The following is a 24,738-nucleotide window of genomic DNA, read 5'->3' as shown; positions in this document are numbered from 1 at the left end:
GCGCGTTGCCGCAATCAGCGCGCCACGTCATTCCATTCAGGGCAGGTCCGCTGGTCGACCGGCACCAGCCAAGCCTTGTAGTTGGTCTTGTCGATCACTTCCGCCGGCAGCATCACCTTCTCCGGTAGCGGCTCCTTCTTGAGGTGACGCACCGCCGCCCGCGTCGCCGTGCAGCCGATCTTGAACATGTTGAAATCGACGGTGGCTAACATCCCGCCGGCTTCGATCTGCTTCACGGCTGGAAGAATACCGTTGATGCCGATCACGATCGCCGTCCGGTTGGCGGCCTTGAGCGCTTCCAGCACGCCCAGCGCCATGCTGTCATTGGCTGAGAGCACCGCGTCGATCTCCTTGTGCTCAGAAAGAAACTTCTCCATCACGCGCCTTGCATCAGGTTGCTGGTAATTGCCGATCCCCGATCCCAAGACTTGGATGCCAGGAAATTCAGTGAAGGCACGCTGGTAGCCCCGCACGCGTTCGCGATTGGTCGGCGCCGCCGGCGTTCCCTCGATGACGACGATTTTCCCTTTGCCGCCGAGCTTTTCGAAGAGATAGCGCGCTTCGCGATATCCGATCTCGAAGTCGTCGGCGCCGACATAGGTGACGAAGCTGCCGGGCAGTGGATTGGAAACCAGTACGATAGGGATCTTGGCATCATTGAGCTTCTTCACCGAATCAATCATGGCGATGTCGTCGACGGGGATGAAGATGACGGCGTCCGGCCTGTCCTTCAGTACCTGATCGACCATGGCCTTTTGTTCGTCGACGTTGTCAGGCTGGTTCGGCACCAGGTGGGTCACCTTCACGCCTGTCGTGCGGGCGATCTGGTCCGAGGCGATACGAAAGGCCTCATAGGCCGGGTTGGTGCGGTTCTTGGTGAATACCGCGATGGTCATCGGATCGTCGGCGGCGCTGGCGCTGATCGCATAGAGCGCCATGACACCTGACAACATAGCCTTCACCAGATATCGCATTGTCGCCTCCGTAGAGTTTAGGGCCGTCATTGCGAGCCGTTGGCTCCCTCGCAATGGCGGGCGTTGCAGTCATAGCCACAAGATCGTCTTGCGGTATTCGAGGTCGGTCAGCAGCGGTTGCGCCGGGCCCTGATGGAACACCGCGCCGCGTTCCAGCGCGAAGACGCGGTCGGCGAGCGCCAGCACCAGGTCGAGATTGTGCTCGACGATCACGATGGAGATGTGTTGCCGCAGCCGGTCGAACACCTTGAACAGTTCGAGGATCACGGCCGGTGCCAGACCCTCGAAGGGCTCGTCGAGCAGCAGGAGTTTGACATTGCCCGACATCGCGCGCGCCACCGCCACCATCTGCTGCTCGCCGCCGGAAAGATAATCCGCCGCGACGTCCATGCGCTCGCGCAAACGCGGGAAATAGTTGAGGATCTGCGCTTCGTCCCACACCACGCCGTTGCTGCCGTCGGTCTTGCGCGCGAGACGCCCGAGCGAGAGATTTTCCCGCACCGTCATCCCGGCGAACAGGCCGCGGCCCTGCGGCACATAGCCGATGCCGGCGCGCGCGATCTCGGGCGCAGGCAGGCGGGAGATCTCCATGCCGGCATACTCAATCGTGCCCGATGACAGCGGCACCAGGCCCGCGAGCGTCTTTAGGAGCGTCGACTTGCCGGCGCCGTTGCGGCCGAGCAGCGCAACGATTTCACCTTCGCGCACGTCGAGGGTGGCGTCGTGCAGGATATGGCTCTTGCCGTAGAACGTGTTGACGCGTTCGAAGCGCAGAATGGGGGCTGTGCTGTCGCGGGCCTGCTCGCTCGTGATATGCTCGACCTCAGGCACGCCGGTGCCGGTATAGATCTCCTGCACCTTGCGGTCGGCGCGCACGGCCTCGGGCGTGCCGGTCATCAGCACCTCGCCCTGGTTCATCACGGTGACGGTGCGGGAAAAGCCGAGCACGCGATCGATGTCGTGCTCGACGATCAGGACCGGAATGTTGGCGGCGATGTTTTTCACGAGGTTCGAGACGCGCTCGCGCTCGGCGGCGGCAAGCCCGGCGAGCGGTTCATCCAGCAGCAGCACCTGCGGCTTGGAGCCGAGCGCGATGCCGAGATCGACCAGCCGCTGCCCGCCATAGGACAGTTCGCCGCCTTCGATTGTCTCGATGCCTTCGAGGCCGAGGAATTTGATCAGCTCCGCAGTCTCGGCGTGGATGTCCCTGTAGTGGTCGATGTCGCGCCACAGGTCGAAACGGCCGGGACTCTGCGCCTGCAACGACAGGCGGAGGTTTTCGTAGATCGACAGCCCCTTGAACAGGTTGGTGATCTGGAACGAGCGCGCCAGCCCTTGATGGCAGATCGCCTCCGACGGCACGCCCTGGATCTCGCGGCCGTTCAGCCTGATGGTGCCGCTGTCGGTCGGATAGAGGCCGGAGACCAGATTGAACAGCGTGGTTTTTCCCGCGCCATTCGGCCCGATCAAAGCGTGAATTTCGCCCGCGCCGACCGTGAGGCTCGCATCGGTCACCGCGCGGATGCCGCCAAAGCTCTTTGAGACGCCTTGCACGTCGAGCACGATACCCTCGAGCGCTTTTGGCCGCAGAAAAGCCGGCAAAGTCAGGCCTTGGTAGATTTTGCGCCTGCTCATGGCGGCGGCTTCTTCCGGCGGCGGCCACCAGCGCTTTGCGAGTGTCGCCCAGATGCCGACGAGGCCGCCTGGCGAATACAGCACGAAGGCGACGAAGACGAGGCCGAACCAGAGCAGCCAGTTCGGCGTCCAGATCGAAAACAACTCGCGGAACAGGATGAAGAACAGCGCGCCGATCGCCGGCCCCAGCATGCTGCGCATGCCGCCGATCACGACGATGGCGAGCAGTTCGCCGGAGAACGGCACGGAGACGGCCTCGGCGGAGACCAGATAGTTCTGGAATCCGATCAGCCCGCCGGCAAAGCCGGTCACGACCGCCGAGATCACGAAGACGCCGAGCTTGTAGCGCTCGACCGGATAGCCCTGGAATGTGGCGCGCAACTGGTTCTCGCGGATCGCCATCAGCACATGGCCGAACGGCGAGCGCACCAGCCGCAGCAGGAGATAAAGCACACCGAGGCAGAGCACGGAGACGACGACGTAATAGTTGAGTGCGTTATCGAGGCTGAACGGGCCGATGCTGCCCCGCTTCAGGCCGCCGAGACCGTCCTCGCCGCCGGTTACCGCGGTCCAGCGAAAAGCGATGGTGTAGGTCAGCGCCGACAGCGCCAGCGTCAGCAGCGAGAAATAGACGCCGCGCCGGCGCAGAATGACGAAGCCGACAAAGGTCGCGATGACGGTGACGACGATCGCCGCGAGCAGCAGCGGCAGGAAGATGTCGCCACCGAACCAGTTGCGCTGGATCAGTCCCGCCGCATAGGCGCCGATGCCGAACCAGGCGCCGTGGCCGAACGAGACGAGCCCGGTGTAGCCGATGCAGAGGTTGAGCCCCATCGCGGCAATGGCGAGCGCCACCACCATGGTGCCGGTGTTGAGCGAGAGCCCGAGCAGATAGAGGCCGAACGGCAGCACGATGACGGCAAGCGCGGCCAGCAGCAGCGGACGAAATTTGGCGGCAGGCGTGATCATTCGAACTTCTCGATACGTTCGCCGAGCAGCCCGCGCGGCCGCACCATGAGCACCAGGAACATCAGCACATAGATCGAGGCTTCACCGGCAGCCGGCGCGAAGTGGATGGTGATGCCCCTGACGACACCGACCAGGAGAGCTGATATCACCACGCCCCAAAAGCTGCCGAGGCCGCCGATCACGACGACGACAAAGGCAACGGTGATGATCTCGGCGCCCATCGCCGGATGCACGATCGTGATCGGTGCAAAGAAGGCGCCGCCGAGCGCGGCCATGCCGACGCCGAGCATGACGATCGCGGTCATGTAGGGCTGCAGGCGAATGCCGAGTGCGGCGACCATGTCCGGCCGCTGGATGCCGGCGCGCACCACACGACCGAACGACGTCTTGTGCAGCAAGAGCCAAACACCGAGCAGAACTGCAGCGACGACGGCGAGGATGAGCAAGCGATAGCGCGAGAACAGGAAATCGCCGAGAAACACCGAGCCGCGAAGCGCCTGCGGGATCGCGGCCGATATCGGCGGCGCGCCCCAGATGATGCGGATCGCCTGTTCGGTCACCATGGCGAGGGCGAACGTCACCAAAAGGCTCAGGATCGGATCGGCGTCGTAGAACCTTCGCAGGATGAAGCGCTCGAAGAGAATGCCGAGCAGCGCCACGGCGACCGGCGACAGCACCACCGCGGAGCCGAAGCCGAGATATTTCGTGATCTCGACGGAAATGTAGGCACCGAGCGCATAGAACGCGCCATGCGCGAGATTGACGATGCCGCCGACGCTGAAGATCAGCGACAGCCCAAGCGCAATCAGGAGGTAATAGCCTCCGAGCACCAGGCCATTCACCACCTGTTCAAGCAGGAATCCAAACTGCATCTGCGATCCGCGATCTCAACATGCGCCTTCAAAAAGAGCCGGCGCCGGCGCTTGTCTGCCGGCGCCGCAACGCCAGTGTGCCCGACGCCCGGATTCGGGCTTCTATGCCTTCATGTTGCAGGGATTTTGCGTCTTCGTCGGGTAGATCGATTCCAGCTCCGCGCCAGCCGCCGGCACGGCTTCGCCGAGCACCAGCATGTCCCACTTGTCCTTCATCTCGTTCTTCGCCTTCACCGTGAACGGATAGGCCTCCTGCACGAGCTGATGGTCCCAGGACCGGAAATACGCCTTGCGCGACTTCATGATGTCGAACTGCGTCTGCTTCTCGAAATAGCCGATCAGCGCGTCGCTCTCGGTCGACTTGGTCTCGGTGATCGCCTGTGCGATCATTTTCAGCGTGATGTATTCGATCCAGGCATGGTTCTCCGGCGGCTTGCCGTATTTCTTGCTGAAGGCCTCGACGAAGGCCTTGGACGCCGGATTGTCGAGCGTGTGGTACCAGACCGTTGGCCAGGTGCCGGAAAGATTGCCTTCGCCCATCGCCCAGGCGTCGCCGGTGTTGAGGTTGAAGCCGACCAGCGGGTAGGGGAAGCCGAACTCAGCATATTGCTTGACGAGATTGGTGACCTGGTTGCCGGCGAGGTTGCAGCACACGACATCGGGCTTGGCCTGCCGCACCTTCAGGAGATACGGGCTGAAGTCGGTAACGTCTGTCGCGATCAGCTCGTCGCCGATCAAGGTAGCGTCGTTGGCGCTGAAGAAGGCCTTCGCCGCCTTCAAGAGGTCGTGGCCGAAAATGTAGTCCGCCGTCAGCGTGACGAACTTCTTGCCCTTCACCATGCCCTTCTGCTTGAGCGCGGTGCCGACGGCATTGACCATCACCGTGTTGGGAATGTCGCAATGGAAGGAGTAGCGGTTGCAATCCTTGCCGCGCAGCGCGTCGGATCGCGCGCCGGTCGAGAAGAACACCTTCTTGTTGCGTTCGGCGACCTGCATGATGGTCAGCGACGAGGCGGATGAGATTTCGCCGAACAAGAGCACGGCGCCGTCCTGCTCGATCATGCGCTGCGCCTTGGTCGAGGCGGTGGCGGGATTGACCGAGTCTTCCGACATCAGGTCGATCTGCTTGCCCATGATGCCGCCGGACGCGTTGATCTCTTCCGCCGCCATCTTCACCCCTAGCTGGGCGTAGCTGCCGATCGCACCGAGAAAGCCGGTCAGCGGCACCAGATGGCCGATTTTGATCCGCGCGGCCTGTGCGCGGACGATGGCGGGAGATCCGATAGCGGATACGCCGGCAAAAGCGGCGCCGGCCTTCAACAGAGTGCGTCGGCTAAAGCGGGTCATGACTGATCTCCTCCCGAGAGTTCGCCTTGACGTTCTCCCCTCCGATTCCCGCTTATGCGACAATGTGAGAGACGTTCTTTTATTATTGTATGATATTTTCGGACGCGGCGTCGGCTGTCAACGCCAAATGCGTCGTGGCCGCGCAACACCGCGCACTGAGGCAATTCAGAAAGAGTGAGATCAGGAAATCAGGAGGGTTTCGCCAGACCCCGTGCGCCGAATTCGATCGACAGCCGGCTGGCGGCCGATTGCACCAGCTTGGCGCGGCTCTGCACCACCTGGTCAGTCATGCGCCAGATCGGGCCGGAGATGCCGAGTGCGCCGATCACTTCGCCGGTGAAATGATACACCGGCACCGCAACGCAGCGGACTTCTGCGTTGTATTCGCCGTCGTCGAAGGCGATCGCGCTGCGGCGGATTTCCGCGATCTCGCGCATCAGCACGGCGGGATCGGTGATCGATTTTTTCGTCGAAGGCTTCAGTTCGACGCGTTCGAGAAAGCGCTTCAACTGATCGGGGCGGAGCGAGGCCAGCATGATCTTGCCGAGCGCGGTGCAGTGCGCCGGCCGCACCACGCCGACGCGGTCGGCCAGTTGGAACGCGCCAGCCCCGCTGGTGCGGGCGATTACGACAACCGCGTCGCCCATGCGCACGGCAAAATGACCGCTCTCGCCGGTCTCTCGCGACAGCTCTTCCAGGATCGGCGTCGCCAGATTGACCATCTCGATTTCGTCGAGCGCGCTGGCCGCCAGCGCAAACAGCGGCCGGCCGACGCGGTAACGCTTGGAATCGCGCTCCTGCCTGAGATAGCCGAGCGACACCAGTGTCTTGGCGAGATGAAAGGTGGTGGAATTGTGCAGGCCGACCAGCTTGCTGAGATCAGCCAATCCAATGCCTTCGCGGTGGCGCGCGACTTCTTCCAGGATCGAAAACGCGCGCCCGAGCGACTGCACGCCGCCGCGCGCGCTCCTCGGCTTCGTCGTCGATGTTGGGCTCGCTCGATGGCATCAGCCTTGCGATCGAAACCTTGCGTGGGCCTGCAGGCTTGTCGGTCGTCTTCGGCTTGGTGCGCGGCTTCACGGAATCAGTTCTCCAGATGGGCGAGGCGAACTCTATCAGGACGCCCTTGCCCTTCAACGGCATCCCCCGGTCGGAGGCGCGATTCGCAGCATACCACAATAGCAATTGACGTACAGTATTATGAGAAATAGGTTCGCGAGGCAGCCGACCGTGCGCGGTAAAGACGCGGAGGCGAATTCGTTGGGCTTAGGGAGAGAGTGGTCGATGTCGCGTAACATGCTCAACGGCGCCCAGGTCATCGTCGACTATCTGATCCAGGAAAAGGTGCCGCAGGTGTTCGGCCTGTGTGGCCACGGCAACATCCAGTTCATCGACGCGCTGTATGAACGTTCCCACGACATCAAGACGATCTCGGTGCATCACGAGAGCGTCGCCGGCTTCATGGCCGACGTTTACTACCGCGTCTCGGGTCGGCCGACGGCGACGTTTACCTCCTGCGGGCCCGGCTCGGCGAACCTGCCGATCTCGCTTGCGAATGCCTTTCTCGATTCCGTGCCGTTCCTGGCGGTGACCGGCAACGTGCCGACCAGCCAGTTCAACCGCGGCGCCTTCCAGGAGATGTACCGGCATCATCAGGCCGATTTTCCTTCCACCGTGCGCACGATCTGCAAGAAAGTGTTCCAGCCGACGCGCGGCGAAATGGTGCCGCTGGCGGTCCGGCAGGCCTGGAAGACCATGACGACCGGCCGGCCCGGTCCCGTGGTGCTCGACGTGCCGTTCGACGTGTTCATGGAATCGGCGGCCGAGGAGGCGCCGAATGCGATCGAATGGAATGCCAACATATCGAGCCGCTGCGGCGCCGATCCGGAGGGCGTGGTGAAAGCCGTCGACATGCTGCTCGGCGCCGAGCGGCCGACGATCATTGTCGGGCAGGGCGTGCGCTATGGCGGCGCAGCGGAGGAACTGCTGCGGCTCGCCGAGCGGCTGCAGATACCGGTCGCGGCTTCCGCCAGCGGCCTCGGCGCGATCGACTGCAACCATCCGCTGGCGCTGGGCCTCGTCGCGCGCGCCGGGCACTATCAGGCCAACCACGCGACGCGTCAGGCTGACGTGCTGCTGGCAATGGGAATACGGTTCGACGATCGCACCTCGAGCTCATGGATCCCGGGCTATTCCTTCACCATTCCGCCGACGCGGCTGATCCATGTCGACATCGATCCCGAGGAGATCGGCCGCAACTATCCGGTCGCGCTCGGCCTTATGGCCGACGTGCGCACCTTCCTGCGGCAGGTTCACGCCGAACTCGATCGCCGCGGCGATCTCGCGAAGAAGCTGGACGCGCGCAAGAAGTGGCTTTCGCAGATCGATGGCTATCGGAAAGAGTGGGACAAGTTCGTCGCCCCCGGATTTTCCGACGACACCACGCCGATCAATCCGCAGCGCGCCGCGCTCGAAATCGACAGGGCGCTGCCGGAGGATGCGATCCTCGTCAGCGACATTGGCGTGCACCACAACTGGCTGCTCGGCTTCTGCAAACCGAAGCGGCCGGATTCGCTGATCGGTTCGATGGGATTTGGCCCGATGGGCTTTGGCGTTGCAGGCGTGATGGGCGCGAAGTTCGCGGCACCCGATCGTCCCTGCGTGTCGGTGTGCGGCGACGGCGCTTTCTTCATGCACGCCAATGTGCTGGGCACGGCAGTGGAATATAATCTGCCGGTGGTCTGGGTGGTCTGGAACAACTACGCCTACGCCTCGATCCGCGGGCTGCAGCGCGGCTATCTCGGTGGCCGCGAGCTCGCGACCGATTTCCACCATCCCAACACCGGCGAGCGCTACAATCCGGATTTCGCCGCGATGGCGCGTTCCTGCGGCGTCGAGGGTGTGCGCGTCGATCGCGCCGGCGATCTCGGCGAGGCCATCCGCAAAGGCATCGCGGCGAACAAACCCTATCTGATCGACGTCGATATCGCCGCCGACATCAATCCAGTCGGTGCCGGCGTCTGGGAATTGCCCGGGCTCGGGCAGAGCAAGGCCGGCATCGGCACGCGCTACCAGCCCGCCTGATCTCACTTCGAGGAAATCACATGCTGCTTGCAGGCAAGAAGGTGGTCGTCGTCGGTGGTTCCTCCGGCATCGGTCTGGCGACGGCGGAGATGGCGAAGCGCGAGGGCGCCGATGTCATCATTGCGTCCCGCAATGTCGAAAAGCTCGACCAGGTGGCGGAGAAGCTGAACGCCATCGCGATTCCCGCCGACGTTACCAGCGATGACAGCGTGGCAAAGCTGTTCCGCCGTTGCGGCCCCGTCGATCACGTCGTGGTCACGGCGGCGCAGCTTCGCACCGGCCCGTTCAAGACCGTGGCGATGGAAGATGTGCGCGTCACCATGGAAGGCAAGTTCTGGGGCGCGTGGCGGGTCGCGCGCGAAGCCGAAATCCGCGCCGGCGGCTCGCTGACCCTGGTCTCGGGTTTTCTCAGCGTTCGCCCGCGGCCGAACTCGGCGATCGTCGGCGCCGCCAACGGCGCGCTGGAATCGCTGGCGAGGGCGCTCGCGCTGGAGCTGGCACCGGTGCGCGTCAACGCCGTCTCGCCCGGCATCATCGACACCCCGATCCGCGCTGCAATGCCGGAAGAGGCGCGGCGCGACATGCTGGCGAAGACGGCGGCGGCGCTGCCGGTCGGGCGCGTCGGTGCGGCTGAGGATATCGCGCGGCAAATCCTGAGCTTCATGGCGAACGGTTTTGCGACCGGATCGATCGTTTATATCGATGGCGGGGCGCTGGTGATCTGACCGGCAAAGGAGGCAATCATGGCTCCAGAAAACAACGGCGCCTTCATCCGCAATATCGCCGAGGTACCTTGGCGCGAATTCCCCAATCACTTTGGCGGCGCCCTATCAAAACCGCTGGTGATGCCGGAGACCGCGGGCTCCCGCCACATCGACTATCGCATTTCGATGTACCAGCCGATGGCCCATGTCGCGCGCCACAAGCACCTTGTGCAGGAGCAGATCTATCACGTGCTCGAAGGCGAGGGGCTGATGGAGATCGCGGGAAAAAATCACGTGGTGCGCAAGCACGACGTCATCTTCCTGCCGCCCGGCGTCGAACACGCGATCTCGAATTCGGGGCTGGCCGATCTGGTGTTCCTGGTGATCACCTCACCGGTAACGGATGAGGAAAAGCCGGTGTGAAGTCGTCAAGCGAAGAGTGTGCGCTGCTGCGTTCCCCGGGCGCAGCGCAGCGCGTTAGCGGTGCGCTGCAGAACCGGGGTCCATATGCTGCGGCGATGGATCCCGGCTCTGCGGAGCAGCGTTGCACGCTGGACCGCGTCCGGAACAGGAAAGCGTGTGCCGTCAATCCAGAATTTGTGCTGCAGGCGCGTGAATGGCCGGCAATCACGCAGCCAAGTCCTGCAACAGCAGCGACGAGCCGCGAATCAGCACCTTGCGTCCCTTCGCGGTGATGGCTGGCGCATCGCCGTTCATGGTGGCGAGTTCGAGCGCGATCAGGCCGTCGATCGTATAGCGGCTCATGCGCGGCAGCCGCGACTCCGGCGTCCGCAATGCCTTCAGCGTTTCCCACTGGGCCGGTGTCAGCTCGTAGTCGAATTCTTCGTTCATGGTGCCTCGGCTTCCCACAATTCTTGTGGCGCCTCATAGCGAGCGCACATGAAATTCGTGCGACCGCAACGAGACGGGATTTCGACAAGCGACGATGCGCTGTCACATCATCGTGTCATTGGAATTGGTCGATGTTGTCGAATCACGCGCGTGGGCCAAAAACAAATGACGCCGGCGCAGGTCGCGTGAGCACGGGCGTCAAAAAGACCGCCCAATCGCCAGAAGCCTTAGGAGAAGGTTATTAACGAAAAGTAAACGGCGGGCCTGGTGCAAATACGGTGATTCAACTCACAGCGCCGCTTTATCCCCGCCGCACGCTGGCGCCGCCGTCGACCGGCAATGTCACGCCGGTGATAAAACTCGCTTCGTCTGAGGCGAGGAACAGAGCGGCGTTGGCGACGTCCCAGCCGGTGCCCATCTTCTGGCGCAGCGGCACCTTGCTGTCGCGTTCGGCCTCGACTTCGGCGCGGCTCTTCTTGAATTCGCGGGCGCGGGTGTCGACCGCCATCGGCGTGTTCATCAGTCCGGGCAGGATGACGTTGGCGCGGATGCCGTATTGCGCGTTCTGGTAGGCGAGCTGCTCGGTGAAGGCGATCATCGCCGATTTGGTCGCCTTGTAGGCGACGTAAGGATAAGTCGTGATCGCGGCCATCGAGGAGATGTTGATGATGGCGCCGCTTCGTTGTGCCCGCATGATCGGAATGACGTGCCTGGCGGCCCACACGCAGCTCTTCAGGTTGATCGCGACGCAGCGGTCGAACGCTTCCTCTGATATCTCGAGCAGCTCGGCATCGCCGCCGGCCAGGCTGACGCCGACATTGTTGTGCAGCACGTCAATGCGGGCCCAGCGCGCCTGCGCATCCACCACCATCGCCTTGAGCTCGGCATTTTTGGTGACGTCGGCCCTGAACGGCACTGCGGTGCCGCCGCTTGCGGCGATCATGTCGACGGTCTCCTGGGCAGACGCGAGATTATGATCGACGCACAGCACCTTGGCGCCCTCGCGTGCAAAGGTCAGCGCGGTGGCGCGGCCGTTGCCGATGCCTTCGCCGGGGCTCTGGCCGGCGCCGACGACGATGGCGACACGATCTTTCAGGCGCATCTCATTCCACTCCCGGGATTGGGTACTGTTTCCGGATCATGCTCTAGCCGTAGAGCGCTTGGTGCTCCCGCTCGTAGTTGGCGTAGGAATCCTTGATGCTCGCCATGTTCAACAGCATGGTGGCGACCGGTGTGTCGTCGGCTGCGAACACGGTCGTGCGCTTTCGGTGCGGCGGCTGCCGCTGAGCGCGACGACCTCGCGTTCGGTTGCATAGTTCTCGCCGACGAATAGCGGCCCGCGCAGCAGGCGAATCTCCTGATCCGCGAACAGCCCGACCGCGGGTCCGCGGACCGGCAGCCGGTCTTCGCGGGCGCGGTACTGAAACAGCACGCTCAGCATTTCGAACGGGATGATCGCGCAGCCCCAGGGATTGAGCTCCTGGGAATAATACGGCGATGGTTCGGTGATAACCTTCAGCTTCTGCTCAAGCGAAAACGGATAGAGATCGCCCATGTGCTGATCGAAATCCATTTTCACGGTCTGACGCGGCGTCTTCATGCCGACCTTGAGATCGGCAAGGATGACGGGATCGGCGAGCGGCTTCAATTCGCCGAGCCGCCGGGAAAGCGCCGTTTCCATTACGTCGCCGACGGAAGCGGTGCCGCGCAAAATCTCAGTGCCGTCGCGCTTGGTCATGCCGATCGCACAAGTCGTTTGCCCCGGCTTCGGTTTCTCGATGTTGGCCTGCACTTCTTCGCCTTCGAAGGCGGGATTGCGGTAGTGCGCGGACAGGCAGCCGGTCTCGAACCAGGCCTGGCCCCAGATCCGTTCGCACAGCGGCGCGAACTGGCTGAAATGGGTCGGGCCCTCGATGGTGCCGCCCTGAAAGCCGAGCTTCTGCGCGGTCGCATCGTCGTGGATCGAAGCGTGCGAATCATAGACCTGCGCGTGGAGCATCTGCCTCGGGCTCCGCCAAGGCCCGACGAGCAGATTACCGCTCTCCAATATCTCGGTCCTGAAGGCCGGTTCTGTCATCGCTGGCGTCTCCCTTTAATTCCCAAGCGTTTCAAAGAAGGCCGCCTCCCGCAAGAGGCCCGGCCGATCCACATGACGGGCGAGATATGCCCTGCGGCCATGAATTCACGCTGGGCACGCATAGCAAAATCGGTGCATGCTGTTCGCAATTAGACCGGTTCAAATTGCCGGCGGAACGTGCGACGGGGAGCGGACGAATGGCGTTGATGGAAGTGGGACTGGACGACAAGTACCGTCTGGATGCGAAACGGATTTTTCTGTCCGGTACGCAGGCGCTGGTCCGCCTTCCCATGTTGCAGCGCGAACGCGATCGCGCACAGGGGCTCATTACCGCAGGCTTCATCTCCGGCTACCGCGGCTCGCCGCTCGGCATGTACGATCACGCGCTGTGGCGCGCCAAAACTTTCCTCAAGCAGCATGACATCGAGTTCTCACCGGGTCTCAACGAGGACCTGGCGGCTACCGCTGTATGGGGGAGCCAGCAGGTCGGCATGTTCCCGGGCGCCAAGGTCGATGGCGTATTCGGCATCTGGTATGGCAAGGGCCCCGGCGTCGACCGTTCCGTCGATGCGTTGAAGCATGCCAACTCCGCCGGCACCTCGCCGAATGGCGGCGTGATTGCGCTGGCCGGCGACGACCATGGCTGCCAGTCCTCGACGCTCGCCCACCAGAGCGAGCAGGTTTTCGCGGCAGCCTTGATGCCGGTGGTCAACCCGGCCACGCTGCAGGATTATCTCGATCTCGGCATTTTGGGCTTTGCGCTGTCGCGCTATTCCGGCTGCTGGGTCGGGTTCAAGGCGATTTCCGAGACGGTCGAAAGCTCGGCCTCGATCGTCAGCGATCCCGACCGCATCAAGATCATCACGCCCGACGATTTCGAGATGCCGCCGGGCGGGCTTTCGATCCGCTGGCCCGATGCGCCGATGGAGCAGGAGCGGCGGCTGCACGGTCCGAAGATGCAGGCGGTCGCCGCATTCGCGCGCGTCAATCGCTTCGACCGTGTCGTGCTGGATTCAAAGCCGGCGCGGCTCGGCATCATGGCGACCGGCAAGGCCTATCTGGATCTGCGGCAGGCGCTGGCCGATCTCGGCATTACCGATGCGGAAGCGCAGGCACTGGGATTGCGCATCTACAAGGTGGCGCTGACCTGGCCGCTGGAGGAATCCGGCGCGCGGGCCTTTGCCGAAGGCCTGCAGGACGTGCTCGTGGTCGAGGAGAAGCGCGGCTTTATCGAGGACCAGCTCGTCCGCATTCTCTACAACATGGACGCCGCGAAGCGCCCTTCGGTGGTCGGCAAGCGCGACGAGAGCGGCGCCATGCTGTTGCCGAGCGAAGGCGAAATAACGCCGACCATGGTGGCGGCGGCTATCGTGGCGCGGTTGCGAAAACTCGGTCATCGCAGCCCGGCGCTGGAGCAGCGCCTGGCAAAACTCGAGGCGTTCGACCGTCCCGCGGACGGTGTCGGCGCCGCAAAGCTGCAGCGGACACCGTATTTCTGCTCGGGCTGTCCGCACAACACCTCGACCAGGATCCCCGAGGGCAGCCGCGCGATGGCCGGCATCGGCTGTCACGGCATGGCGCTGTCGGTGCCGAACCGCCGGACGCAAACGATCTCGCATATGGGCGCGGAGGGTGTCACCTGGATCGGGCAGGCGCCGTTCACCAGCGAGCCGCATGTGTTCCAGAATTTGGGCGATGGCACCTACACCCATTCCGGCCTGCTCGCGATCCGCGCGGCGGCCGCTGCCGGCGTCAATATCACTTACAAGATCCTCTATAATGATGCGGTGGCGATGACCGGCGGCCAGCCGGCCGAAGGCGGGCTTTCGGTATCGCAGATCGCGCATCAGGTTTCGGCGGAGGGCGCCAAGCGCCTCGTCATCGTCTCCGACGATCCCGAGAAATATCCCAGCAACTATTTTCCTGCAGGCGCGACCGTTCATCACCGCCGTGAACTCGACGCGGTGCAGAAGGAGCTGCGCGAGGTCAGGGGTCTCACGGTCCTGATCTATGATCAAACCTGCGCGGCGGAAAAGCGCCGGCGCCGCAAGCGCGGGCTCTATCCGGATCCGCCGAAGCGCGTCTTCATCAACGAACGCGTCTGCGAAGGCTGCGGTGACTGCTCTTCCGTTTCGAACTGTGTCTCGGTGCAGCCGCTGGAGACCGAGTTCGGCCGCAAGCGGCGGATCGACCAGTCGAACTGCAACAAGGACTTTTCCTGCATCGAGGGCTTTTGCCCGAGCTTTGTCACGGTGCATGGCGGACGCTTGCGGAAAGCCGACCGCGCCACGGCTGACCCCTCGGCGCTGTTTGCCGATCTGCCGACGCCGGCAGGCCCCGCGCTCGATGGCGCCTACAACATCCTCGTCACCGGCATCGGCGGCACCGGCGTCATCACCATCGGCGCGCTGCTCGGCATGGCCGCGCATGTCGAGGGCAGGGCGTGCTCGACGCTCGACTTCACAGGGCTATCGCAGAAGAACGGCGCGGTGATGAGCCATGTCCGCATCGCGCCACAGGCTGACGATCTCTCGACCGTCCGCATCGCCCCCGGTGGCGCCAATCTCATCCTCGGCTGCGACATCGTGGTCGCCACCAGCATCCCCGCGCTGAGCCGGGCCGAGCGCGGCGTGACGCGGGCGATCGTCAATGCCGACCTGCTGCCGACCGCCAGCTTCGTCATCAATCCCGACATCGATTTCGAGGCGGGAACGATGCGGGAGGCGCTCAACGAGGCGGTCAGCGCCTCCGACCTCGACATTCTCGATGCCACCGGGCTTGCCACCGCGCTGATGGGCGACAGCATCGCCACCAACGCCTTCATGCTCGGCTTTGCGTTCCAGCGCGGGGCAATCCCGCTGTCGCTGGAAGCGATCATGAAGGCGATCGACCTCAATGGTGCGGCGATCGAGATGAACAAGCTCGCGTTCTCATGGGGCCGGCTCGCGGCGCACGATCTGCCGCGCGTCGTCAGCGCCGCACGCTTCAAGAGTTCGGGCGCGGCGCCGGTCCGGCGCACGCTCGACGAAAGCATCGCATTCCGCGCCAAGTTCCTGACGGACTATCAGAATGAGGCCTACTCGAAGCGCTACCTCGCCGAGGTCGAGCGCGTCCGCGCCGCGGAAGCCAAGGCCGCGCCGGACTCGCATGAACTGACCGAGGCTTTCGCCAAGGGCCTGTTCAAGCTGATGGCCTACAAGGACGAATACGAGGTCGCTCGGCTTTATTCCGACGGCGAGTTTGCAAAAGCGCTGAAAGAGCAGTTCGACGGTGACCCCGGCGTCAAGGTCAGCCTCGCGCCGCCGCTGCTGGCATCCCGCGATAGACTGACCGGGCTTTTGCGCAAGCGCGAATTCGGCTCCTGGATATTCCGCGCCTTCGACATCCTGACCCGCTTCAAGTTCCTCCGCGGGACCGCGTTCGATCCGTTCGGCTATTCAGCCGAGCGGCGGATGGAGCGGGCCTTGCCGGGCGAATATTCCGCGATGATCTTCCGCCATCTCGAAAGGGCCAAGCCGTATGACTGGCCGCGTCTGGTGGCGCTGGCGAAAGCAGCGGAACTCGTTCGCGGCTATGGCCACGTCAAGGAAGCCAATGTCGCGAAATACCGTGCGGAGTGCACGCGGCTGGAAGCGGCGATCGGCCTGCCGGTGGCGCAGGCCGCCGAATAGGGACTGTTCATCCGGCACGTGAAGTTTTCTCACAGGCTGGCTCAGTCACCGGAACCGTGGAGCGCAGGAACGGCTGGAATTGCCCGGCCGGCGCCCTACATGCCGACTGTTCTTAATTCTTTGGGTTGATTTCAGGAGGCCTGCGATGGTCCTGAAAAACGCTATTGCCGCGGCACTTTGCACGGGGCTCCTGATGTCGGGCAGCGCCGCGCTGGCAGACGAGTATCGCGCGGGCGAACTCCTCGAGCTCGATCCTTCCCAAGCCATGCTCTCACCGAAGCGACTCGGCCCGGAGACGCGATTCGCCCCGGTCCGGATCGAGGCCAGAACCGATCGCAAGCAGGTGAAGACGGAGCGCGTGGTCGTGCCAAAGGCCGCCGCCGCATCCAAAACGGCTGCGCCCAAAACGGCTGCGAAGACTGCTGCGCCCAAAACTGCTGCCGCCAAGACTGTCGCGCCCAAGACTGTCGCACCCAAGACTCACGTGGCGCATGAGCGTGTGCAGAAACCGCGCGGCGCTGCCCGCACCAAGTTGGCGCGACCCCACAGCAACCCGCTCGACGCGCAGGCCCGCGACACGCGGATCCAGACCTGGCCGTGCAAGTCCGGCGGCATCTGCGACTGGCAGCGGTAGTTGCTACAACTCTTCACCTTCATCCACCTGTCGTAAAACCTTCGGCCAGCATTCAAATTGCTCGGGCACACCTTCGTCGTGATTCGACGAGGGGTGTTCGATGCCGATTGCGATTCGCGCCAAGCCCGCCGTGACGCGGCGCCAATGGCTGGTCCGCTCCGCCGCAACATTCGCCGTCGCTGGTTTCGGCGGCCTCGCCAGACCCTACCTCAGCCGCGCCGCGGATCGGCCGCTCATCACCACGGGCATTCAATCGGGCGACGTCTCGGCCAATTCCGCGGTGGTCTGGGCACGCGCCGACCGGGCGGCGCGGATGCAGGTCGAATGTTCGGCCAGCGAAGATTTCAAGACCATCATTGGCACGGCTTCTGCCGATGCGTTGCCGGATGCCGATTTCACTTCGAAGGTTCTGCTCGACGGATTGCCGCCGGGACAGGATATTTTCTATCGCGTGCGGTTTGAAAGCGAGCCGGGGATCGCCGGCGAGACGCAGGTCGGGCATTTCCGCACTGCGCCCACGGCGCGCAGCTCGGTGTCGTTCGCCTGGTCGGGCGATACGACGGGGCAGGGCTGGGGCATCGACGAAAGCCACGGCGGCATGCGGACTTACCGGACCATGCTCGACAACCGCCCGGACTTCTTCATCCATTGCGGCGACCACATCTATGCGGACTGCCCGGTGGAGCGGGAGCTGAAGCTGCCCGACGGCGGGGTCTGGCGAAACCTGGTTACCGAGGAAAAGTCTGTCGTCGCCCAAACCCTCGCCCAGTTCCGCGGCAACTACAAATACAACTGGCTGGATCCAAATTTTCGCGCCTTCCATGCCGCCGTGCCCTTGTTCGCGCAATGGGACGATCACGAGGTCACGAACGACTGGGCGCCGGTCGGCACGGCCGACGCGAGCGGCTATGCCGAGGACGGCACCTCGCATCTGGTGGCGCGGGCGCGCCGCGCGTTCCACGAATTCATGCCGATCCGCGCGACGTCCGCGCAGGACGGCCGCATCTATCGCAAGATCGCCTACGGCCCGCTGCTCGATGTCTTCATGATCGACATGCGCAGCTACCGCGATTCCACTTTGAACCGGCGTGACGACCACAGCGACAACTGCATCCTCGGCGCGGCGCAACTGGCCTGGCTGAAACGCGAGCTGGTGGCGTCCGACGCGACCTGGAAGGTGATCGCGGCCGACATGCCGATCGGCCTGTTCAGCGAGGACGCGATTGCGCTCGGCGACGGCCCGCCGGAGCGGCGCGAGCATGAGATCGCCGATTTGCTGTCGTTCATGAAGCGCGCCGGCATCCGCAACATTGTGTGGCTGACCGCCGACATGCATTACACGGCCGCGCATCACTACGATCCTAACCGCGCGATCTATCAGGATTTCGAGCCGTTCTGGGAATTCGTCTCCGGCCCGCTGCATGCGGGCACCTGGGCGCCGGCCCCGCTCGACAATACGTTCGGGCCGAAAGCGATGTTCCAGAAGGGCTGCAGCGGCGAAAATCTCGCCCCCTGTTACGGCATGCAGTTCTTTGGCCGCGTCGACATCGACGGCAAGACCGGGGTGATGACCGTGACATTGAAGGACGTCGACAACCGCGACCTGTGGTCGGTCGATATCGAGCCCCGCCCGGATGCTCGGCCCGGCCGGATCATGGCGCAGCACATCTGAGGCGTTCGGCCGCCAGGCCGTCGGCACAGAATTCCTGACGACCTTCCATGTTCGCGCCTCATAGTCTGGCTAGGCTTCATCGCACGGGGAGTGTGCTGAAGGATAGGCAGCCGGAGGTTGCACGTCGTTTCTCGATGGGGCACAATTCGCCTGTCCCTCCCGACCGGAGCGCTGCCATGTTTGTTGCCGAGAGCAAACGCCTGACGCATCAGGGCGCGAAAAGGATCATGGCGACGGCGCTGGAATTGGCCGGCCAGGCCAACATCGCGATCTCCTGTGCCGTCGTGGATGCCGGTGGCCATGTGATCCTGATCGAACGAATGGACGGCGGCCGCTTCCATACCGTGCACTCCTGCACCACCAAGGCGGTCTGCGCCGCGTCGAACCGGCGTCCGACCACGGCGAAAGGCGCGGCCGGCCAGGACCTCGACGTCAGCCATGCGATCGGGCTCGCGCTCGCCGCCGGACCGGAGCGGTGGACGGCGATGGAAGGGGGCGTGCCGGTGCTGGTCGACCGCGAATGCATCGGCGGTGTCGGCGTCAGCGGCGGCGATTGGGAGACCGATTTGCGGATCGCCAGGTCGGCCGTCGAGTCGATCGGTGCGAAGTGGGAATGAAGTAGCAGGGACCGAAGCCGGCCGGACGAACGCGGCCTTTCGGAAGGGCACGGCCTTTGAGAGCAAGGTCCTTGGGAGGGCGAAGTGATGAGGGCCGATCCGCTCCGCGTGGCCTGTATCGGGATGGGATGGTGGTCCGACGTGCTGGCGGATGCCATCCAGCGCTCGGGCAAGCTCGAGATCCGCGGCTGCTACACAAGGTCGGATGAGAAACGCAAAAATTTCGCGGCAAAATACCGCTGCCGGCCGGCCGCGAGCTACGAGGCGCTACTGGTCGATGCCGAGATCGAGGCGATCATCAATACGACGCCGAACGATGTGCATCTCGCGACGACCTGCGCTGCCGCGGCCGCCGGCAAGCACGTCTTTCTGGACAAGCCGATCGCCAACACAATCGCGGATGGCCGCGCCATCACCGAGGCCTGCCGCAAGGCCGGGGTCGTGCTGGCGCTCGGCTATCAGCGGCGGCGCGAGAGCCATTTCCGCTACATCAGGCGAGAGATCGACGCCGGCCGGTTCGGCAGGCTCGTCAATGCCGAGGCGAATATCAGCCGCGACCGCCTTGGCAAGATCGATCTCACCTCCTGGCGCTACCAGGCTGCAGGCATGCCGGGCGGCGTGATGCTGCAGATCGGCATCCACTATGTCGACGTGCTCACCTACCTGATCGGTCCGATCCAGGCGGTACGCGCACAGTCGGCGCAACTGGTGCTGCCCGGTGACAATCCGGATGTCGCGAGCCTGATCCTGCAGCATGAGAACGGCGCGCTCTCGACGCTGAATGCAAGCTACGCCTCGGCGTCCGAGTACTACCTGATGAACGTCTACGGCAAGGAGATGACGGCGTTCTACGACTTGCACAACGGGCTCCGGTTGCTCAAGCGCGGTGAAGGCCAGCCGGTCGCGGTACCATGCACCAACAACGATACCCTGGTCGAAGAGCTCGAGGAATTTGCCGCGGCGGCGCGCGGGCAGCGCCAGCACGAAGTCGGCGGCGAGGAGGCGACGCGATCGCTCGCGGTCGTGCGCGCCGGCATTCTTTCGGCGCGTGAGGGGCGTTCGGTCGAGGTCGCGGAGATATTGAACGACGGAAACGTGTGACCGCGCAGCAGCAAGGGACAGGAGAGCGTTATGAAACCTTGCACGTGTCTCTGGAAGGCCTGCCTGGTTGCGATGCTGTTCGCTGGCATCGCAGGATCGGTGCGTGCGCAGGATTACCCCTCCAGGGCGATTACGGTGATCGTGCCGTTCCCTCCCGGAGGCGCCAGCGACGTGGTGGCGCGGATCGTCACCAACCAGATGTCGAAGATCCTCGGGCAATCCATCGTCATCGAGAATGTCAGCGGCGCCGGCGGCACGGTCGGTAGCGGCCGCGTCGCGGCTGCCGCACCCGACGGCTATACCCTGCTTGCCGCTGCCATGGGCTCGCATGTCGCAGCGCCAGTGCTGACGCCGAACCTCAAATACGATCCCGTTGCCGACTTCGTGCCGATCGGCATCACCGCGCATTCCCCGGCAGTCGTGATCGCGCGGAAGGATTTCCCGGCAAACGACCTGAAGGAGTTCGTCGCAGCGCTGCGGCAACGGGGCGACGCGGTGAAGCAGGCTCATGGCGGCGTCGGTGCCTCCTCGCATATGGCGTGCATGCTGTTCACCGCGGAGCTCGGCGCGAAGCCAGCGCTCGTTGCCTATCGCGGATCAGGCCCGGCCTTGAATGACCTGGTCGGCGGTCACGTCGACTTCATGTGCGAGCAATCGGTCAGCGTGGCGGAGTCGGTTTTGGCCGGTTCGGTCAAGGCTTTCGCGGTCTCGGCTGCGAAACGCCTCGAAACGCTGCCGAATGTTCCGACCGCGGGGGAGGCTGGCATCAACTACAAGATGAGCGTCTGGGCGGGACTGTTTGCGCCGAAGGGCGTTTCGCCCGAAATCATCGCGAGGCTTTCCGATGCGCTCGACCGGGCGCTCGATGAGCCCGTCGTGCGCGAGCGGATCGCCCAGCTCGGCGGCTCGATCCCGGCAAAGGACGAGCGCAATCCGGCGGCCTTCGACCGTTTCGTTCGATCCGAGATCGCACGCTGGGCACCCATTCTCGCCGCGGCCGGAACAGGGAAGTGAGGCGTCTCGTGTGTCACATGAAATGGGCTTAGAGCGTCACCGTGAGATGGCCGCTACGGCCAGCGGCACGGAAAGCGCAATGTCCTTACTATCGCACCCCTGACCTGTCTATCGCACCCCTGACCTGTCTCGGATCGCTGTTTGCGGGCGATCTCAATAGCGGCCAATTTCGCTGAGTGAAACAGCCGGCGCATGCGGCCTTTGTCGCGCATCGGCCGCAGAAGACAGAACGCGTTAGCGTGGCCTTGCCCAAGAACGGGCGTTGTGCAAATCCCGGCCTTGAGCCGGCCTGCGATTCATTTTGTTCCGTCCGCCGGAATTCGGGTTTTCGCTACACACCACCGCGGCTCCAGTCCATACTGGATCGCATCAAAGGGAGGTCTTTCAAATGCGTGAAGCTGTCATCGTTTCCTATGCACGTACGGGGCTGGCGAAGTCCGGCCGCGGCGGGTTCAACATCACCCCGCCGATGTCGATGGCGGCTCACGCCATCAAGCACGCCGTCGAGCGCGCCGGCGTCGACAAGGAATATGTCGAGGACTGCTATCTCGGCAATTGCGCGCATGGCGCGCCGAATATCGGCCGCCAGGCCGCGCTGCTCGCGGGATTGCCGAAGTCGACCGCCGGCGTCTCGGTGAACCGCTTCTGCTCGTCGGGCCTGCAGACCATCGCGATGGCCGCCAACTCGATCCGCTCTGACGGTGCCGACTGCATCGTGGCCGGCGGCGTCGAGAGCATCTCGATCCCCGGCGGCGGCTCGCCCAAGGAATCGATCGATCCGGACCTGCTCAAGGTCGCGCCCGATATCTTCATGGCGATGATCGATACCGCCGATATCGTCGCCGAGCGCTACAAGCTCAGCCGTGAATATCAGGACGAGTACTCGCTGGAATCGCAGCGCCGCATGGCCGCCGCCCAGCAGGCCAACAAGTTCAAGGACGAAATCGTCCCGATGAAGACCAAGATGAAGGTGGTCGACAAGCAGACCAAGGCGGAAAGCATCGTCGACTACACCGTCGACCGCGACGAGTGCAATCGTCCCGACACGACGATGGAAGGCCTTGGCAAGCTCGAGCCGGTCAAGGGTCCGGGCAAGTACGTCACCGCCGGCAACGCCAGCCAGCTTTCGGATGGCGCGGCAGCGGTCGTTCTGATGGAAGCCAAGGATGCCGAGAAGCGCGGTCTCAACCCGATGGGCCGCTTCGTCGCCTGGGCGGCGGCGGGCTGCGAGCCGGACGAGATGGGTATCGGCCCGATCTACGCCGTGCCCAAACTTCTGAAGCGCCATGGCCTGAAGATCGACGACATCGATCTCTGGGAGCTCAACGAAGCCTTCGCCAGCCAGTGCCTCTATTCCCGCGACAAGCTCGGCATCGATCCGGAGAAGTACAACGTCAACGGCGGCTCGATCGCGATCGGCCACCCCTTCGGCATGACCGGTGCGCGTCTCACCGGCCACATCCTGCAGGAAGGCCGCCGGCGCAAGGCCAAGTGGGGCGTCGTCACGATGTGCATCGGCGGTGGCCAGGGCGGCGCCGGCCTGTTCGAGATCTATAGCTGAGATTTTTCGAACGCAGCGACACACAAAACAAAGAGAATGGCCCCGCGAGGGGCCATTTTTCGTTTGGGGGCATCCGGACCGAACGCGCGATGCGATGCGATCCGAGGCGTCAGTAACGATACTTCTTCTTGATGACCACGGTCCTGTGGCCATGATGGTGTCCGCGATGCCAGCCGCGATCTCGCCTGAATTCGGCACGCGCGCCGTGATGGTGGTGATGGTGTCCTACATGGTAGCCGCGCTTCTTGATCACGACGGTCTCGGCGCCCGCAATCGACGGCGCCGCAATGACGAGCGCGCCGAGTGCGGCAATGACGTATCCAAGCTTCTTCATCCAATCCTCCTCAATTGAGCGAGGATAGAACATCAACTTTTGCAGAACGTTCCCGCGGAACGTGAAGAGAATTCTGAACGCTTGTTCAGACGCGTGTGCGATGCAGCCCGAATCGATCATCGTCCGATCGCTTCTTCTGTTATGGCCGCGTCGCGCATGCGTGCCCCCGCGAGAGGCAAAGCTGCGAACGTCGATACAGTAAGCGCCCACTGGAAACCGGCAGCGCGGCGCTTCAATCCAGCGTGGGACGAGGATGGGCAGGTTTTACTCTTGCTTGCGGAAGGCTGGGAGCGGGCGCATCATCGCACCATAACAATCAAATTGGGGAGGCTGCCATGAGCGGGGTTTCACGTCGTCATTTCCTGAGCCTGACCGGATCGGCCGCGGTCGCCGCGATGTCCGGAAGCGCCCATGCCGCGATGGGGCCGAATGACAAGTTCGACCTCGTGATCAAGGGCGGCGACGTGCTCGATCCGAGTCAGTCGCTCAAGGGTAAGCGCGACATCGGTATCCGCTGGGGCATGATCGAGGCCGTCGAGAACGAGATTCCGGCCGCGCGCGCCGCCAAGACCATCGATGCCTCAGGCAAGCTGGTGACGCCCGGCCTGATCGATCTACATTCGCACGTCTACCCCTATGGTTCGGCGATCGGCATTCCCGCCGACGAACTGGTGCAGGCCCAGGCCACCACCACGGTGGTGTCGGCGGGCGATGCCGGCGTCAACAATCTCGCGGCGCTGCGGCGTTACATCGTGGCGCAATCGCGGGCGCGAATTTATGCCTTCGTGCATATCGCCAACAACGGATTGTCCGGTTTCCCGGTCGCCGAGCTCTACAACATCGACTATGCGCAAATGGAGGCCTGCGCGATGGCGCTGGCGGAAAATCCGGATTTCCTGCTCGGTGTGAAGGTCAGGATGTCGGAGAATGTCATCGCCAAGCACGGGCTGGAGCCGCTGAAGCGCGGCATCAAGGCCTGCGAAATGTGCGGCTGGCCGGCCAAGATGATGGTCCATATCGGCGGCGTCGAGACCAAGGAGCTGATGTCGGCGATTCTTGACCTGATGCGGCCGGGCGACGTGCTGACGCACGCCTATTCCGGCGCGCCGAACATCGGCGGCGTCTTCACCAACATCGTTCAGGACGGCAAGCTGCTGCCGGCTGCGCTCGCCGCCAAGCAGCGCGGCGTGATGTTCGACGTCGGCCATGGCGGCGGCAGCTTCGATTTCACGGTGGCGGAGGTCGCGCTTCCCGGCGGCTGCACGCCGGATACGATTTCCTCCGACATCCACGTCTTCTCCGGCAACTCGCCGGGCATGCCGTATTTGCCGAATGTGATGAGCAAATTCATCACGCTCGGCCTTACATTGGAGCAGGTGGTGGCGGCGGCGACTTCGACGCCGGCGAAAATCATCAACCGAGCGCCCAAGATCGGCACGCTGCAGATCGGCGCACCCGGCGACGTCGCCATCCTGGATCTGGTGGAGGCGCAGACCTCGTTCGTCGACACCCGCAACAACAAGCGCGAGGGCAAGCTGTTGCTCAAACCCGTGCAGACCGTGATCAACGGCGTGCCGTTCGGCCGGCCCTATCAGGCGCCGTTCGCGGTGCGGTGAGGGG

19 protein-coding genes and 1 pseudogene are annotated in these 24,738 nt (G+C 63.7%); 11 read left to right on the top strand and 9 right to left on the bottom strand.

What is annotated here, in order from left to right; translation table 11 throughout:
• Positions 1-14 precede the first annotated feature (14 nt).
• From ACFXS9_RS07670 to ACFXS9_RS07650, 5 genes are all read right to left on the bottom strand, one after another.
• Positions 15-974: a sugar ABC transporter substrate-binding protein gene (locus ACFXS9_RS07670; protein ID WP_392686857.1), complete on the bottom strand. Its 960-nt coding sequence runs from the start codon at positions 972-974 to the stop codon at positions 15-17.
• Between the two features lie 69 nt (positions 975-1,043).
• Complete coding sequence (locus ACFXS9_RS07665; RefSeq protein WP_392686854.1) at positions 1,044-3,578, bottom strand: ATP-binding cassette domain-containing protein; 2,535 nt, start codon at positions 3,576-3,578, stop codon at positions 1,044-1,046.
• Positions 3,575-4,450 (bottom strand): branched-chain amino acid ABC transporter permease, encoded by an 876-nt coding sequence (locus ACFXS9_RS07660; protein WP_057843407.1) that lies wholly within the window; start codon positions 4,448-4,450, stop codon positions 3,575-3,577. Before ACFXS9_RS07660 ends, ACFXS9_RS07665 begins: the two co-directional genes overlap by 4 nt.
• Positions 4,451-4,552: 102 nt before the next feature.
• Positions 4,553-5,797, bottom strand: coding sequence for an ABC transporter substrate-binding protein (locus ACFXS9_RS07655; protein ID WP_392686850.1), 1,245 nt, complete (start codon positions 5,795-5,797; stop codon positions 4,553-4,555).
• A 188-nt stretch (positions 5,798-5,985) separates the two neighbouring features.
• Positions 5,986-6,750, bottom strand: a complete 765-nt coding sequence (locus ACFXS9_RS07650) for an IclR family transcriptional regulator (RefSeq protein ID WP_392686847.1) — start codon at positions 6,748-6,750, stop codon at positions 5,986-5,988.
• A 331-nt stretch (positions 6,751-7,081) separates the two neighbouring features.
• Here ACFXS9_RS07650 and ACFXS9_RS07645 point away from each other — a divergent pair, with 331 nt between their 5' ends.
• Genes ACFXS9_RS07645 through ACFXS9_RS07635 form a run of 3 tightly spaced genes read left to right on the top strand, consistent with a single transcriptional unit; the run spans position 7,082 to position 10,008 of the window.
• Complete coding sequence (locus ACFXS9_RS07645; RefSeq protein ID WP_392686846.1) at positions 7,082-8,881, top strand: thiamine pyrophosphate-binding protein; 1,800 nt, start codon at positions 7,082-7,084, stop codon at positions 8,879-8,881.
• A gap of 20 nt (positions 8,882-8,901) precedes the next feature.
• Positions 8,902-9,606, top strand: coding sequence for an SDR family oxidoreductase (locus tag ACFXS9_RS07640; RefSeq protein ID WP_392686844.1), 705 nt, complete (start codon positions 8,902-8,904; stop codon positions 9,604-9,606).
• An 18-nt stretch (positions 9,607-9,624) separates the two neighbouring features.
• A complete protein-coding gene (locus tag ACFXS9_RS07635; protein WP_392686841.1) occupies positions 9,625-10,008 on the top strand; it encodes a cupin domain-containing protein in 384 nt (127 codons plus the stop codon).
• A gap of 204 nt (positions 10,009-10,212) precedes the next feature.
• On the opposite strand, the gene ACFXS9_RS07630 is transcribed toward ACFXS9_RS07635, so the two are convergent.
• From ACFXS9_RS07630 to ACFXS9_RS07620, 3 genes and pseudogenes are all read right to left on the bottom strand, one after another.
• Positions 10,213-10,437 (bottom strand): hypothetical protein, encoded by a 225-nt coding sequence (locus tag ACFXS9_RS07630; protein WP_392686839.1) that lies wholly within the window; start codon positions 10,435-10,437, stop codon positions 10,213-10,215.
• A gap of 301 nt (positions 10,438-10,738) precedes the next feature.
• Positions 10,739-11,539, bottom strand: a complete 801-nt coding sequence (locus ACFXS9_RS07625) for an SDR family NAD(P)-dependent oxidoreductase (RefSeq protein WP_392686836.1) — start codon at positions 11,537-11,539, stop codon at positions 10,739-10,741.
• Positions 11,540-11,582: 43 nt separating this feature from the next.
• Positions 11,583-12,514, bottom strand: a pseudogene (locus ACFXS9_RS07620) (hypothetical protein).
• 197 nt (positions 12,515-12,711) lie between these two features.
• Here ACFXS9_RS07620 and ACFXS9_RS07615 point away from each other — a divergent pair.
• The 7 genes from ACFXS9_RS07615 (at position 12,712) to ACFXS9_RS07585 (ending at position 22,784) form a co-directional block, all read left to right on the top strand.
• Complete coding sequence (locus ACFXS9_RS07615) at positions 12,712-16,185, top strand: indolepyruvate ferredoxin oxidoreductase family protein (RefSeq protein ID WP_392686833.1); 3,474 nt, start codon at positions 12,712-12,714, stop codon at positions 16,183-16,185.
• 145 nt (positions 16,186-16,330) lie between these two features.
• Positions 16,331-16,819, top strand: a complete 489-nt coding sequence (locus tag ACFXS9_RS07610; protein ID WP_392686830.1) for a hypothetical protein — start codon at positions 16,331-16,333, stop codon at positions 16,817-16,819.
• 100 nt (positions 16,820-16,919) lie between these two features.
• Positions 16,920-18,491, top strand: a complete 1,572-nt coding sequence (locus ACFXS9_RS07605) for an alkaline phosphatase D family protein (protein WP_392686827.1) — start codon at positions 16,920-16,922, stop codon at positions 18,489-18,491.
• A 176-nt stretch (positions 18,492-18,667) separates the two neighbouring features.
• Complete coding sequence (locus ACFXS9_RS07600; RefSeq protein ID WP_334364227.1) at positions 18,668-19,108, top strand: heme-binding protein; 441 nt, start codon at positions 18,668-18,670, stop codon at positions 19,106-19,108.
• A gap of 87 nt (positions 19,109-19,195) precedes the next feature.
• On the top strand, positions 19,196-20,209 hold the full coding sequence (locus ACFXS9_RS07595; protein WP_392687336.1) for a Gfo/Idh/MocA family protein: 1,014 nt from the start codon (positions 19,196-19,198) through the stop codon (positions 20,207-20,209).
• Between the two features lie 30 nt (positions 20,210-20,239).
• Positions 20,240-21,223: a Bug family tripartite tricarboxylate transporter substrate binding protein gene (locus ACFXS9_RS07590; protein WP_392686824.1), complete on the top strand. Its 984-nt coding sequence runs from the start codon at positions 20,240-20,242 to the stop codon at positions 21,221-21,223.
• Positions 21,224-21,611: 388 nt separating this feature from the next.
• The gene (locus ACFXS9_RS07585; RefSeq protein ID WP_028346836.1) at positions 21,612-22,784 is read left to right on the top strand and encodes an acetyl-CoA C-acyltransferase; all 1,173 of its coding nucleotides are present in this window, start codon (positions 21,612-21,614) and stop codon (positions 22,782-22,784) included.
• A 109-nt stretch (positions 22,785-22,893) separates the two neighbouring features.
• Here ACFXS9_RS07585 and ACFXS9_RS07580 read toward each other — a convergent pair whose 3' ends face one another.
• On the bottom strand, positions 22,894-23,118 hold the full coding sequence (locus tag ACFXS9_RS07580; RefSeq protein ID WP_392686820.1) for a hypothetical protein: 225 nt from the start codon (positions 23,116-23,118) through the stop codon (positions 22,894-22,896).
• 335 nt (positions 23,119-23,453) lie between these two features.
• Between ACFXS9_RS07580 and ACFXS9_RS07575 the strand changes: the two genes are divergently transcribed.
• Positions 23,454-24,734 carry an amidohydrolase family protein gene (locus ACFXS9_RS07575; protein WP_392686817.1) on the top strand — a complete coding sequence of 427 codons (1,281 nt, stop codon included), beginning with the start codon at positions 23,454-23,456 and terminating at the stop codon, positions 24,732-24,734.
• Positions 24,735-24,738: the final 4 nt, after the last annotated feature.

Origin of the sequence: Bradyrhizobium sp. RDI18 (genome assembly GCF_043203335.1) — a bacterium.
Taxonomy (GTDB): Bacteria; Pseudomonadota; Alphaproteobacteria; order Rhizobiales; family Xanthobacteraceae; genus Bradyrhizobium; species Bradyrhizobium retamae.
This window is presented reverse-complemented; position numbering and strand designations above follow the sequence as displayed.